15 protein-coding genes and 1 tRNA gene are annotated in these 13,320 nt (G+C 68.8%); 7 read left to right on the top strand and 9 right to left on the bottom strand.

All coding sequences use genetic code 11. The features are described 5' to 3' along the window. Positions 1–111: 111 nt before the first annotated feature. The 3 genes from OHA18_RS06505 to OHA18_RS06495 all read right to left on the bottom strand — a co-directional run bounded on the left by OHA18_RS06505 (position 112) and on the right by OHA18_RS06495 (position 1,259). Positions 112–194: transfer RNA gene (locus OHA18_RS06505), tRNA-Leu, on the bottom strand. 19 nt (positions 195–213) lie between these two features. Further along, a complete protein-coding gene (gene def / locus OHA18_RS06500; RefSeq protein WP_329002822.1) occupies positions 214–723 on the bottom strand; it encodes a peptide deformylase in 510 nt (169 codons plus the stop codon). 29 nt (positions 724–752) lie between these two features. Continuing rightward, positions 753–1,259, bottom strand: coding sequence for a glycine cleavage system protein R (locus tag OHA18_RS06495; RefSeq protein ID WP_329002821.1), 507 nt, complete (start codon positions 1,257–1,259; stop codon positions 753–755). Positions 1,260–1,363: 104 nt separating this feature from the next. Here OHA18_RS06495 and OHA18_RS06490 point away from each other — a divergent pair, with 104 nt between their 5' ends. Together OHA18_RS06490 and OHA18_RS06485 are read left to right on the top strand one after the other, a co-directional pair. Further along, the gene (locus OHA18_RS06490; RefSeq protein WP_329002820.1) at positions 1,364–2,482 is read left to right on the top strand and encodes a sensor histidine kinase; all 1,119 of its coding nucleotides are present in this window, start codon (positions 1,364–1,366) and stop codon (positions 2,480–2,482) included. Continuing rightward, entirely contained in the window at positions 2,479–3,138 is a 660-nt protein-coding gene (locus OHA18_RS06485) for a response regulator transcription factor (RefSeq protein WP_329002819.1), read from the top strand. Before OHA18_RS06490 ends, OHA18_RS06485 begins: the two co-directional genes overlap by 4 nt. 44 nt (positions 3,139–3,182) lie before the next feature. Here OHA18_RS06485 and OHA18_RS06480 read toward each other — a convergent pair whose 3' ends face one another. From OHA18_RS06480 to OHA18_RS06470, 3 genes are all read right to left on the bottom strand, one after another. Then, entirely contained in the window at positions 3,183–4,490 is a 1,308-nt protein-coding gene (locus tag OHA18_RS06480) for an NAD(P)/FAD-dependent oxidoreductase (RefSeq protein ID WP_329002817.1), read from the bottom strand. 284 nt (positions 4,491–4,774) lie between these two features. Next, complete coding sequence (locus OHA18_RS06475) at positions 4,775–5,971, bottom strand: bifunctional GNAT family N-acetyltransferase/class I SAM-dependent methyltransferase (RefSeq protein ID WP_329002816.1); 1,197 nt, start codon at positions 5,969–5,971, stop codon at positions 4,775–4,777. A 39-nt stretch (positions 5,972–6,010) separates the two neighbouring features. Further along, positions 6,011–6,514 (bottom strand): DinB family protein, encoded by a 504-nt coding sequence (locus OHA18_RS06470; protein ID WP_329002815.1) that lies wholly within the window; start codon positions 6,512–6,514, stop codon positions 6,011–6,013. A gap of 62 nt (positions 6,515–6,576) precedes the next feature. Here OHA18_RS06470 and OHA18_RS06465 point away from each other — a divergent pair, with 62 nt between their 5' ends. Beyond that, a complete protein-coding gene (locus tag OHA18_RS06465) occupies positions 6,577–7,338 on the top strand; it encodes a DUF4118 domain-containing protein (RefSeq protein WP_329002814.1) in 762 nt (253 codons plus the stop codon). A gap of 82 nt (positions 7,339–7,420) precedes the next feature. Here OHA18_RS06465 and OHA18_RS06460 read toward each other — a convergent pair whose 3' ends face one another. After that, positions 7,421–8,332, bottom strand: coding sequence for an NADP-dependent oxidoreductase (locus OHA18_RS06460; protein ID WP_329002812.1), 912 nt, complete (start codon positions 8,330–8,332; stop codon positions 7,421–7,423). Between the two features lie 66 nt (positions 8,333–8,398). Between OHA18_RS06460 and OHA18_RS06455 the strand changes: the two genes are divergently transcribed. The 4 genes from OHA18_RS06455 (at position 8,399) to OHA18_RS06440 (ending at position 11,874) form a co-directional block, all read left to right on the top strand. Continuing rightward, positions 8,399–8,785: a winged helix-turn-helix transcriptional regulator gene (locus tag OHA18_RS06455; protein WP_329002811.1), complete on the top strand. Its 387-nt coding sequence runs from the start codon at positions 8,399–8,401 to the stop codon at positions 8,783–8,785. 148 nt (positions 8,786–8,933) lie between these two features. Beyond that, on the top strand, positions 8,934–9,761 hold the full coding sequence (locus OHA18_RS06450) for a Bax inhibitor-1/YccA family protein (RefSeq protein WP_329002810.1): 828 nt from the start codon (positions 8,934–8,936) through the stop codon (positions 9,759–9,761). A gap of 110 nt (positions 9,762–9,871) precedes the next feature. After that, complete coding sequence (locus OHA18_RS06445) at positions 9,872–11,014, top strand: VOC family protein (RefSeq protein ID WP_329002809.1); 1,143 nt, start codon at positions 9,872–9,874, stop codon at positions 11,012–11,014. Between the two features lie 20 nt (positions 11,015–11,034). Further along, a complete protein-coding gene (locus OHA18_RS06440) occupies positions 11,035–11,874 on the top strand; it encodes an LLM class F420-dependent oxidoreductase (protein WP_329002807.1) in 840 nt (279 codons plus the stop codon). Positions 11,875–11,942: 68 nt separating this feature from the next. Here the strand turns inward: OHA18_RS06440 and OHA18_RS06435 are convergent, their stop codons facing one another. Then, entirely contained in the window at positions 11,943–12,173 is a 231-nt protein-coding gene (locus tag OHA18_RS06435; protein ID WP_329002805.1) for a DUF4287 domain-containing protein, read from the bottom strand. A 114-nt stretch (positions 12,174–12,287) separates the two neighbouring features. Continuing rightward, positions 12,288–13,316, bottom strand: coding sequence for an SGNH/GDSL hydrolase family protein (locus OHA18_RS06430; RefSeq protein WP_329002803.1), 1,029 nt, complete (start codon positions 13,314–13,316; stop codon positions 12,288–12,290). Positions 13,317–13,320: the final 4 nt, after the last annotated feature.

The following is a 13,320-nucleotide window of genomic DNA, read 5'->3' as shown; positions in this document are numbered from 1 at the left end:
ATCACGCTCGGGTGCACGTCCCCGGCCATCCAGCAGGTCCCCTCGAGCGGCAGACCGCAGGACCAATCCGGCCGGCCCGGACCCGAGTGATGGATTAGGACCTGCCCGATGTGCCCGGGACGGGATTCGAACCCGTATGCCTGTTAGGGCCGCGAGGTTTAAGCTCGCTGCGTCTGCCGTTCCGCCACCCGGGCTTCGGACTGAGGGTACAAGCTATTGGTAGTTCTTCCGTGGGTAGACGGCGTGGGCGCCGGCGACGCGGTCGAGGAAGAGTTTGCCGTTGCAGTGATCGATCTCGTGCTGGAGAGCTCTGGCCTCGAACGCGTCGGTGGTGATGGTGAGCTCGTCGGTCGTGCCGGGGAGTACGCCGGTAACGGTCAAGCGGGTGGCGCGTTTCACGTCGCCGGTGAAGTCGGGGACGGACATGCAGCCCTCGCGCGCCTTCTCGTTCCTCGAAGCCTCGACCACGACCGCGTTGCAGAGAACGAAGACGCCGTGACATGTGCGGGTCTTCGGATGCCCGGTGACATCGAGCGAGAACATCTGTGCCGCGACGCCCACCTGCGGCGCGGCCAGGCCGACGCAGCCGGGGGAGACCCGCATCGTCGCGACCAGGTCCGCGGCGAGCTGGATCATCGCGGGATCGAGCGGGTCGACAGTTGCCCCCTCCGTCGCCAGCACCGGGTGTGGGGCCCGCACGACGTCGAGGACCTGACCCTCCACGTCGAGCACCTTGGGAGACCACGAGGTGATCACAGGTCGTCGCTCTCCGCCGGGCGCAGGGTGACGCCGACACCGAGCTCCTCGGCGGTGATCTCGAGCGCCCGGTTCAGCATCCCCAGCTCCGCGGTCGGCGGCAGCTCGACCTCCGCGGTCAGCACGTACAGCCCGCCGCTCAGCCGCGTCGCGAGATCGGTGATCGTCCCGCCGGCGGCCGCGATCATCCGGGTCACCGCCGCCACGATCCCGGGCCGGTCGGCGCCGTGCACGCTCAGCATGTACGGCGCGCCGATCGGCGCGTGCTCGTGCTCCGGACCCATCGTCCGCACCGTGATGACCAGCTCGCCCCGCAGCGGCTCCAGCGCCGACTTCACCTCGTCGAACGGCCCGGCGCAGACGATCATCATCGCGAAATGGCCGCGCAGCAGCGTCATGGTGGTGTCCTCGAGGTTGACCCCGGTACCGACCAGGGCCTCGGTGACGTCCGCGATGATCCCCGGGCGGTCCGGGCCGATGACGGTGACAGCGAGCTGACTCATGCCCGGCAACCTACCGTCGACCTAAGTACCGCAGGACAGCGACTTCGGTATCCGGACAGCCGCCAACACCCCAGAGAACGCTTACCCACCGCTACATTCAAGACATGAAGGAGACCAGCCGCCGCAGTACTCGCGACTGGGTCGTGGACAGCATCGTCTTCGTGGTCGCGGTCTTCGCGGGGTTCCTGCTGTACGACGAAGGCAGCCACGACCCGATCAGCCCGGGCCTGCTCGCGATCGACTTCTTCGTCGGGATGGCGCTCTGCGTGACGCTGTGGTTCCGGCGGCGCTGGCCGCTCCAGCTGGCGATCGTCGGCGCGGCTGTGTCCACCTTCTCGGACACGGCCGGAGCCGCCGCGCTGATCCTGATCCTCACCGTGGCGATCCACCGCCCGATCCGCACCACCATGCTGGTCTTCGGCGTGAACGCGATCAGCCTGGCCGTGTACGTCGAGGTCCGGAACAAACCGGACGACCCCGCTGCCATCGTGATCGCTGCGGTCGCGGTCTACGCCGCGGTCGCCGGCTGGGGCCTCTACATCCGGTCGCGTCGGCAGCTCCTGCAGACGTTGCGCGACCGGGCCGATCGCGCCGAGACGGTCGCGCGACTCGAGGCCGAGCAAGGCCAGCTGCGGGCCCGGGAGGAGATCGCGCGCGAGATGCACGACGTACTCGGGCATCGGCTCTCCCTGCTCAGCGTGCACGCCGGCGCGCTCGCGTACCGGCCCGACGCCTCCGCGGACGAGGTCGCCGGCGCCGCCGAGATCATTCGGGCGAGCGCGCACCAGGCGCTGCAGGATCTGCGCGAGGTGATCGGCGTACTGCGGGCTCCTGTCGGCGAACTGCCGCAGCCGGCGTTCTCCGATCTGCCCGCCCTCATCAACGGTTCCCGCGAGGCGGGTATCCCGGTCGAGCTGACCCTCGACGCGCCCGGCGCGATGCCGGAGCACGTCGGGCGGACGGCGTACCGGATCGTGCAGGAAGGCCTGACCAACGCGGTCAAGCACGCACCGGGCGAGCCGGTGACGATCAGCGTGACCGGTGCCCCCGGCAACGGATTGTCGGTGGAGCTGCGCAACCCGGCGCCGAACCACAGACGAGGAGATGGCCAAGGTTTGAAGGGCCTCGGCGAACGCGCCGCCCTGGTAAAAGGGCGCATAGAACACGGTCGCACCCCCGACGGCCACTTCCGCCTCCACGCCTGGCTACCGTGGCCCCCATGACCGTTCGGGTGCTGATCGTCGACGACGATCCGTTGTTGCGGGCCGGGCTGAAGTTGATGCTGGGTGGGGCGCAGGACATCCGCGTGGTCGGTGAGGCCGGTGACGGCTCCGGCGTACAGGGGCTGATCGATCGGCTCGCGCCGGACGTGATCCTGATGGACATCCGGATGCCCGGCACCGACGGCCTGACCGCGACCGAAACGGTACGGCGCCGCCCGGGCGCCCCCGAGGTGGTCATCCTCACCACCTTCGACGCCGACGAGCACGTACTCCGGGCGCTGCGCGCCGGCGCGGCCGGGTTCGTCCTCAAGGACACCCCGCCCGGCGAGATCGTCGAGTCGGTACGCCGGGTCGCGGCCGGCCAGCCCGTCCTCTCGCCGGCCGTCACCAAACGCCTCATCACCCGCGTCGCCGACTCGGGCCAGGACAACCGCAAAGCCAAGGCTCTGGGACGTCTGAAGGACCTGAACGACCGCGAACGCGAGATCGCCGTCGCGGTCGGCGAGGGGAAGTCGAACGCCGAGATCAGCGCGACGCTCTACCTCAGCGTCCCGACCGTGAAGACGCACGTCTCCCGCATCCTCACCAAGCTCGACCTGAACAACCGTGTCCAGATCGCCCTGCTCGTGCACGACGCGGATCTGCTGCACGAATGAAGAAGGCCGGCCCCCGGCGAGTCGAGGGCCGGCCGATCGGGTGGTTACGACTGGGTCGCCCGGCGGAACTCCTCGTTCGGAGTCTGCAGGCTGCCGAGGCTGGTGACCTCGCGGCGGAAGAACAGGGCGAGCGTCCAGTCGAGGATGACGCGGGCCTTGCGGTTGAAGGTGGGTACGCGGGACACGTGGTACGTCCGGTGCAGGAACCAGGCCAGCCAGCCCTTCACCTTCACGCCGTACAGCTGGGCGACGCCCTTGTGCAGGCCGAGGCTCGCGACCGAGCCGACGTACTTGTGCTCGTAGTCCTGCGGCGGCTGGCCGTCGACGACCCGCAGGATGTTCGCGGCCAGCCGGTGCGCCTGGCGGACAGCGTGCTGCGCGTTCGGGGCGCAGTACGCGCCGGTGTCCGAGGTCAGGTCGGGTACGGCGGCGTTGTCGCCGGCGGTCCAGGCGTCGTCGACGCCCTCGATCCGCAGGTTCGCCAGCGTCTTGATCCGGCCCTTCTCGTCCAGCGGGAAGTCGGTCGCCGCGAGCGCCGGGTTCGCCTTCACGCCGGCGGTCCAGACGATCGTGTCGGCGTCGAACTCCTCGCCGTCGCTGAGGATCACGTGGCCCTTCTCGCAGGACTCCAGCCGGGTCTCCAGCCGGATGTCCATGTTCCGCTTGCGGAGCTGGTTCACGGTGTACTTGCCGAGGTCCTCACCGACCTCGGGCAGGATCCGCCCGGTGGCCTCGACGAGCACCCAGCGCATGTCCTCGGGCTTGATGTTGTCGTAGTACCGGGTGGCGTAGCGGGCCATGTCCTCGAGCTCGGCGAACGCCTCCACACCGGCGTACCCACCGCCGATGAAGACGAACGTCAGCGCGGACTTGCGCAGTACCGGGTCGGGCTGCGACGACGCCACGTCCAGGCGGTCGAGGACCTTGTTGCGCAGGGCAATCGCTTCCTCGACGTTCTTGAACCCGGTGGCCTCGTCGGCCAGGCCGGGGATCGGCAGCGTACGGGCGATCGAGCCGAGCGCGACCACGATCTGGTCGTAGGCGAGCTCGTACTCCGGGCCCTCCTCGGGCATCACCTTGGCGACCTTGTGCGCGTGGTCGATGCCGGTCACCCGGCCGGTCACCACCCGGCAGCCCTTGAGGGTCTTGCGCAGCGGCACCACGACGTGCCGCGGTTCCACCGAGCCGGCCGCGGCTTCGGGCAGGAACGGCTGGTAGGTCATGACCGACCGCGGGTCGACCACGGTCACGCGGATCCGGCCCTTGCGGGCGGCGCGACGCAGGCCGTACGCGGTGTACATCCCGACGTAACCGCCTCCGACGACGAGGATGTGCGGCACCTGGGCTGTCATGCGGTTCACTCTCCCTGAGTGGTTCTGCGACTTCATGTTCACTTCAACGCTAAACGCTCGTGAAAGATTTCACAAACCCTCCCGCGAGTGATCTCACCCACCGAACATCACCCACCCGAGGGACCTCGCGTTGCACCTGCAGGCAGGCAGAACCCCTGCAAAACGCGTGATCAGAGCTGCTCAGCATGGGTTCTGCCTGCCTGGAGGTCCCGATTCCTTCATGGTGAGTGCTTCGCATCCGCGGAGCCAGTGCCCACAGCAGCCGTCACAGAACCGCAAGCCGGCTACTCGCCCTCCGGGGCCAGGCGGTAGACGGAGACGTGGGATGGTGAGTTGGCGGTGAAGGGGCTGCTGGACCAGTCGGCGTGGCGGGACTCGCGGGTGAAGCCGGCCAGTTGGGCCATCAGGTCCAGTTCGGCGGGCCAGATGTAGCGCTGCGGCGTGCGGTCCAGTCGCGCCTCGGTGCCGTCGGTGAAGTGGAAGTGGTGGGAGACGATGTGCTGCTGGAGTACGTCGTAGGTGTCCAGCAGGATGTAGCCGGGTTCCGCGATGCCGACGGTGGCCGGCGTGCCGGGCGGGAGGCGCCGGAGCTCGGGGACCCAGAGTTCGATCACGAAGCGACCGCCGGGGGAGAGGTGGCGGGCGGCGTTCCGGAAGCAGGCGACCTGCTCCTCCTGGGTGAGCAGGTTCCCGATCGTGTTGAAGACGAGGTAGACAAGCGTGAACTCGCCCGGGACGCGGGTGGTGGTCATGTCGCCGGTCGCGACCGGGATCGTGTTCTCGTCGGCCTTCGTACGGAGCTGGTCGAGCATCGCCGTCGACAGCTCGATGCCGCTCACCGGGATGTGTTCGGACAGCGGTACGGCGACCCGCCCGGTACCGATCGCGAACTCGAGCGCGCGTCCACCCGCGGCCAGTTCGGTCAGCCGGTCGACGGTCGGTCGCAGTACGTCGGCCGCGAACATCCCGGTTCCCGGCGTGTCGTACCTCGTCGCGACGTCTGCGTTCCAGAGGCGGTTCTGCTCCACGCCTTTGGTCCACTGCAGGACGTCCTCGGCGCCGGCTTCGCCGGTCTTGCTGAAGCCGAGGTTGTCGTACAGGCGGCGGGCGTTCGGGTTGTCGCGTTCCACAGTCAGCTGCAGCAGTACGCCGCGTTGCGTGGCCTCGCTCTGCAGCGCGTTGATGATCGCCGTCCCGATGCCGCGGTTCTGGATGTCGGGGTGCAGTTGGATCCCGTTCAGTTCGACGGCTTCCGGCGTACGGCTGACGCGCAGGCGGCCGGCAGGACGGTCGTCGACCTCGACGACGTACAGATCAGTGGCGGGATCGTCGATCGACTCGCGCGTCCAGGTCGTGAAGCCTTCGCGCCAGGCAGGCTCGTCGAAGTCTGGCGCCAGCCGTCCTTGCGCGCGGGTGGCGGTGAGAGTCACGTCGGCGAGGAACTCGACGTCCGCGAGCGAGGCCGGCCGGATTCGGTACATGCCAGGAACCTACGCACGCGCCCGGACGGCAGCCACCGGTTATTCGCCCACCTCGCCGTCGGTGGACTCGCGGAGAAGATCGAGGTGACCGAGGTGGCGGGCGGTTTCCTCGATGATGTGGGCGATGGCGTACCGCAGCGTGAAGTTCAGACCCTCCGGCGAGCGCGCCCGGTCGTCGAGCGACGCGGCCGCGACGATCTCCCGGGCGCGGGCACATTCGGCCCGGTACGCCGTGAGGATCGAGTCGACCGTGTCGTCAGGGGTGATCGGGAAGCCGCCGTGCGGATCGTCCTCGGTCCACGGCCACTCGAGGTCGAGACCCGCGAAGTCGATCGCGAACCAGAAACGCTCCACCGCGGTCAGGTGTTTGACGATGCCGGCCGGCGTCAGCGCGGACGGCTCGACCGGGCGGGCGAACGCTTGCTGCTCGGTCAGACCGGTCAGCTTCAGCTCGACGGTGGCGCGGAGGAAGTCGAGCAGACCGGTGAACGTACCGCGTTCGTCGGCGTCCTCGGGCGGCCGGATGCGAGTGATCTCGGGCATCCGCCAACGGTATGTGCGACAGAGTTCCGCGAGAAGGGTTGATCGGGACAGGTGAAGTGCGCATGAATAGGGGTGTGGACAGTTTTCGCACACCCGTGCTGACGGCCTCGCTGCTCGCGCCCCCGGCGGTCTGTGCGTTGCTGACCCCGTTCCGCCAGCACTTCGACAACGCGAACGCGGCCCTGCTGCTGGTGGTCGTGATCGTCGCCGTCGCGGTGTTCGGCATCCGGCTCGCCGGGGTGCTCGCGGCCGTGTCGAGCGCGGTGTGGTTCGACTTCTTCCTGACCGTGCCGTACGACAGCTTCACGATCAACAGCAGCAACGACGTCGAGCAGGCCGTGCTGCTGCTCGTGATCGGGATCGCGGTCACCCAGATCGCGATCTGGGGCCGGAGGCAACAAGCCAACGCGTCCCGGCGGCGGGGGTATCTGGACGGCGTGCTCACCACCTCGCAGGCGGTCGCCGCCGGCGGGTCGACCGACGACCTGATCGATCAGGTCCGCACCGAACTGACCGCACTGCTGGGGATCGACGGCGCCAAGTTCGTTGCCGGTAGCAAGCAGACGCAGGGGCCGCGGCTGAACCCGGACGGTTCGGTGACCCGTGGATCACACGTCCTGAAGGTCGAGCGCGACGGCCTGCCGACGAACGCCGAGATCGAGCTGACCGTCCAGCACGCCGGCGAGACCCGTGGTCGTTTCCTGCTCATCGCGGCGACCCGCATCGCCCGTCCCGACCTCGAACAACGCCTGGTAGCCGTAGCCCTCGCCGACCAGGTCGGCGCCGCGCTCTCCACCCAGGAAGCCATCCACCCCCACGTCTGACCCCCATTCCGGCCTGCGGGAGCATCACGTCCTGGGTGGCCGCCGGTCCGGCGTCGTGCCTGCCCATACAGGCGCGACGCCGTCAGACCGTGAGTACGAGTTTCCCGGCCGCGCGGCCGGTCTCGCTCAGCTCGTGGGCCTTCGCCGCGTGCTCCAGCGCAAACACCTGCTCGACCGAGACCCGTAACGCCCCCTCGTCCACCAGGCCCGCGACCGCGGCCAGGTCCTCGGTCGTCGGCGCCATCCGGAACTCGACGTACCGGATGCCGCGGGCGGCGGCCTGCGCCCGGACCTCGTCGCGGTGCGGCCCGGTCCCGCGGACATCGAGCAGGATGCCGTCCGGCCGCAGTACGTCGAGGGACCGTACGGAGTACTCGGCCCCGATCGGATCCAGTACGACGTCCACGCCACCGACCGCGCTGGTGAAGTCGGTCGTGGTGTAGTCGATCAGCTCGTCGGCGCCGAGACCGCGAAGGAAGTCGTGCTTCGCCGCCCGCGCCGTCCCGATCACGTGAGCACCACGAGCCTTAGCGATCTGTACAGCGAGATGCCCGACACCGCCGGCCGCGGCGTGGATCAGGACCCGGTCGCCCGGCCCGATCTTCGCGATACCGGCCAGCGGCTGGTACGCCGTGAGTCCGGCGGTGGGAAGCGCCGCCGTGTGGACCCAATCGGTCGTGGATGGCTTGCGGGCCAGGCGATCCGGGCTCGCGACGGTGAACTCGGCGTACGCGCCGCGCGGCGGGTAGACGACGCCGTACACCTCCTCGCCGGTGTCCTCGCGGGTGCCGGCGAAGTCGAGGCCGAGGACGAACGGCGGCGGGCCGAAGCGGGGGAGCAGACCGGAGCGGATCTTCCAGTCGCTCGGGTTCACCCCGACCGCGTGGACCCGGATCAGGACCTCGCCAGGGCCCGGCTCGGGGCGGTCCAGCTGGGCGAGTTCGAGGACGCCGGCCGCGCCGTACGTGTACTGGGTGATGGCCCTCATCGTCATGTCCACATCCTCGACTCCGGCGGTATCTGTTGTGAAGAAGGCACTTTTTTGGTATCTAGGTACCTCATGGATACCGCATCGTCTGTCGACGACTGGGTGAAGACCTACGGACGCGACTGCCCGTCGCGGACCGTGATCGACGTACTGGCGAACAAATGGGCCTTGTACGTCCTCGGCGCGCTCCGGCGCTTCGACCGCCCGCTGCGCTTCAACGAGCTCCGCCGGCTCCTCGACGGCGTCACGCAGAAGATGCTGACCCAGACGCTGCGCACGCTCGAGCGGGACGGTCTGGTCACCCGGACGCTCTATCCGGCGGTCCCGGTCCGGGTCGAGTACGCCCTCACCCCGCTGGGCGTCGAAGCCGGCCGGCTGACCACCGCGATCGCCGAATGGTCCGTCACCCACGCGCACCAGATCCACGCCTCCCGCGCCGAATACGACGGCCGGGAATAAGAATCGATAGCGAAGCGATTGGATTGCGCAACCGCTTGTTCTGCAAGGGATTTCGGTTGGGGAACAGCGGGGTGATTCTCAGATGTTGTTCAGGATGGGACCGTAGTATCTCGATACGGCCCCGGAAGTGGGTCATCAGGAGGAAACGATGCAGAGCAGTAACCCGGTGCTGAACCGGTCGAGTGCGTTCGCGCCTGGCCAGGGCCAGGCCTATCCGGGGGCCGCTCCGTACGGTCAGCCGAGCCCCTACGGCTACGGCGGGTCGGGTATGCCGCCGCAGCAGCACCAGGGTGCTCCGGCCGCGAGCCGCCCCATGACGATGGACGACGTGATCGTCCGCACCGCCGCCACCCTGGGGGTCGTCGCCGTGGTCGCGGCGATCGCCTGGAACAGGGTCCCGGACACCGTGGTCGGCCCGGTGTTCCTGGCCGGCGCCCTGGTCGCGTTCGCGATCGCGATGGTGCTGTCGTTCTCCCGCCGGGTGAACCCGGTGCTGTTGATGGTCTACGCCGCCGCCGAGGGTGTGTTCCTCGGGATCGGCAGCAAGTTCATCGCCCACTGGGTCGGTGATTCCGGCATCATCGTGCAGGCCGTGCTGGCCACGATGGTGACGGCCGGCCTGACGCTGGCGACGTACAAGTACTTCGCGATCAAGGTGACGCCGAAATTCACCCGGATGGTCATCATCGGCACGATGGGCTTCGCCGGCGTGCTGGTGATCAACCTGCTGCTGAGCCTGTTCGGTGTGCACACCGGGATCAGCGGCTTCGGACCGATGGGCCTGCTGTTCGCGGCGCTCGGCGCCGGTCTCGCGGTGTTCAACCTGATCCTCGACTTCGACATGATCGAGCAGGGCGTCCGCCACGGCGCCCCGCAGAACGAGGCCTGGCGCGCCGCGTTCGGCCTGACCGTCACCCTGGTCTGGCTGTACTGGAACATCCTGCGCATCCTCGCGATCCTCCGCGGCGGCGACTGAACCACCGCGGCAGGACAGCCGTACTGTCTACGGAAGGGCCGGTTCAGGTGGACCGGCCCTTCTGGTATTTCCGGACGCAGCCCGTCCGGTTCCGGGTCTAGCGTGGGTCCATGACCACCGACTGGCGGCTCCTCGACGGCACCCTGACCACCTGGTACGACGCTCCCTCGCACTCCGCCGGCGCTGCGTTGGTCGAGCGTCTCGCGGCCCGCGCCGACGTCGACCTCCGTGCAACCGGTCTACGCCTGAAGACCGACAGTGAAGCGTCCGCCCGAGAGATCGCTCAAGCAGCCCGCGGCCTGGGCCTCACCGCCGATCCGAGCATGCTGCAGCAGGTCGGCCTCGCCTTCGAGGCAGCCGACCCAGCCGCGGTGACCGACTTCTGGCGTACGGCGCTCGGCTACGGGGCCGACAACCTCGACCCGCTCCGCCGGGATCCGAGCCTCTCGATCTCCCCGCTCACCGACGCCCGTCCGCTCCGCAACCGCATCCACGTCGACGTCGTACGGCCGTCCGACGCGGTCGACGCGGTCCGGTCCACGATCGACCAGGAGCCGTACGGCGCGTGGGGCGTCGCGCTCGCGGACCCCGAAGGGAACGAGGTCGACCTGGTCCCGGGCGACGAGCTACCGGATGCGACGGACTGGTGGACCAACTTCGCCGCGATGGTCTTCTACCGGACGACGTCACCCGAGCAGTCGGGCCGGCTGGCCTCTGCTGTCGCGAAGCTGGCCGATGCCGCGAACACCCCACTGCAGATCGACCTCCGACCGGCCGGCGTCATGATCGACGGCAGCAAGGACCAGTGGGAGGACGACCTGCCGAACGGCGGCGCGGCCTTCGTCGAGCTGGCCCGGCGCATCCAGGACGCCGCACACGACCTGGGACTCACGCCGGATGCTCGCCCGCTGCGGTTCGTCCAGTTCGGCATCGATGCGGTCGACGCGGACGTGCTCAGTACGTTCTGGCGGACGCTGCTCGGCTACCAGCCGGATCCGCGGGCGCACGTGTCCGACATCTACGATCCGCGCCGGTTGAACCCGGTCCTGTTCTTCCAGCAGCTGGATGCGAACGACGAGCGTACGAAGCAGCGCAACCGCATCCACTTCGAGCTCGTCGTGCCTGACGGCCAGGCCCAGGCTCGCATTGACGCAGGCCTGTCCGCAGGTGGGCGGATCCTCGAGCAGACGCCGCAACGCTGCCTGCTCAGCGACCCGGAGGGCAACGAGATCGGCATCCGCGGGGTTCATTAGCCGGGCATACGATCGGGATCATGCGATTCGCGATCAAGACCTCGCCCCAGAACACCGAATGGGCCGACATGCTCGCCGTCTGGCAGGCCGCCGACGAGATCGAACTGTTCGAGTCCGGCTGGACCTTCGATCACTTCTATCCCATCCACTCCGATTCGAGCGGCCCGTGCCTGGAAGGGTGGGTGACGCTGACCGCGCTCGCGCAGGCGACCAAGCGGCTCCGGATCGGCACGCTGGTCAGCGGGATCCACTACCGGCACCCCGCGCTGCTCGCGAACATGGCCGCGACACTCGACATCGTTTCCGGCGGCCGGCTGGAGATCGGCATCGGCGCGGGCTGGAACGAAGAGGAGTCGGGTGCGTACGGCATGCGGCTCGGCTCGCTGAAGGAGCGCAGCGACCGGTTCGAGGAGGCCTGCGAGGTGCTCGTCGGTCTGCTCACGCAGGAGACCACGACGTTCCAGGGCGAGCACTACCAGCTGGCGGACGCCCGCTGCGAGCCGAAGGGCGTGCAGAAGCCGCACCCGCCGATCTGCATCGGCGGCAGCGGCGAGAAGCGGACGCTGCGGACCACGGCGAAGTACGCCCAGCACTGGAACTTCGCCGGGGGGACACCGGAGGAGTTCGCCCACAAGCGCGACGTGCTGTACGCGCACTGCGCGGATGTCGGCCGCGATCCGAGTGAGATCACGCTGTCGTCGCACGTCCGGCTCGGGCCTGACGGCGACTACGCCGAGGTCGCCGCGCAGGCGGAGGCTCTCGGTGAGGTGGGGCTCGACCTGGCCATCGTCTACCTACCGCCGCCGCACACCCCGGCCGTGCTCGAGCCGCTGGCGAAGGCCCTCGAACCACTCCGCTGAGCCTGGAAACGTGAAAGACCTGCCCCTCCACCTGAAAGGGCAGGTCTTCTCATTGTCTCCTTTGCGGCTCAGCCCATTCGCCGATGCGCCTTGATCAGGTCGAACTCGTGAACGATGGCGGTCGCGTGCCCGTGCGCGAGTTCGTACTCGCTGGAGAGCCATCTCACTCTGTCATCGAAGCGCAGGAACGACGGTCCGTCGTTCATCAGCTGGAACCACTCGGTCATCTGGCGTCCGGTGCACCTGGGCACGGCCTCCACCAAACGCTGGTGCGTCTCCTCGGAGTGGTTCAAGCCCATCTTCGCCTCCCGTTATCGGGGTACCGCGTAGTTATCGACTGTGCACCACCTGGCCGCCCGGAGGCAAGACTCCCGACATGAAAGGTGTCGCTCAGCGGACGCACAACCCAACAACTATTGACCGACAGGCACCGTCTCGGGCGATTCCCTCGTATCCTCGTCGACCCGGTCGACGTCGGCCTTCGGGTGCCTGCGACGGTGCCGCAGCTCTGCCCAGCGACCGCGCGGACCGCGCTCCCGGCCGGCGACCTCGGTGGCTGCCACCTCGGTGCCCGCCTTCCGGGCCGCCTGTACGGCGGCTTCCGCGATCGGCAGGATCGCCTCCCCGCGGAACGGCTCCGGGTGCACGAACGACTCCGGCCCGACCCCCATCGCTGCCGCCACCGACGGCAGCAGTGCGGCGGACGCGGCGGCGTACCCCGTGGCCGACGGGTGGAAATTGTCCCGGCCCCACATCGCCGGGTTGGTGCGGAACACCTCGCCGAGCAGCGACCCGAGTGACACGGTACGGCCGCCTGCTTCGACCACTGCGATGGTCTGAGCGGCGGCCAGCCGGTGACTCCAGGACCGGGCGACCTGCCGCAGCGGCGGCATGATCGTCCGGACCACACCCAGGTCTGGGCAGGTGCCGACCACCACCTCACAGTTCGCGGCCCGCAATCTGCGGACAGCGGCCGAGAGCAGCCGGACCGAGGCCGACGGCGGCACCTTCGCCTTCACGTCGTTGACCCCGATCAGGATGACCGCGATGTGCGGTCCGGTCTGCAGCGCGGCGTCGACCTGCGCGGCCAGATCGCTGGACTTCGCGCCGGTCTTCGACACGTCGACCAGCCGCACCGGGCGTTTGGCCAGCTCGGCCAGACCGGAGGCGAGCATCACCCCGGGGGTCTCGTCCGGCGACTCGGTGCCGTAACCGGCCGCGCTCGAGTCGCCGATCATGGCGAACGTGATCGGAAGTCCTGGATACCGGCCGTACAGACCGTCGCCCGGAGTGGGGTAGTACCTCGTCGGTCCGATCACGCGCTTCGCGTACTCGGCCTCAGCGGTCAGTACGCCGTAGAACGTGGCACCGATGAGCCCGAGTCCCCCGCCCCCGAAGGCTGCGGCCTGGGCCAGCTTCTTGGCTGCCCTGGCTCTACTCATGAGT

The sequence above is a fragment of the Kribbella sp. NBC_00709 genome (assembly GCF_036226565.1).
In the GTDB taxonomy this organism is placed as follows: Bacteria; Actinomycetota; Actinomycetes; order Propionibacteriales; family Kribbellaceae; genus Kribbella.
This window is presented reverse-complemented; position numbering and strand designations above follow the sequence as displayed.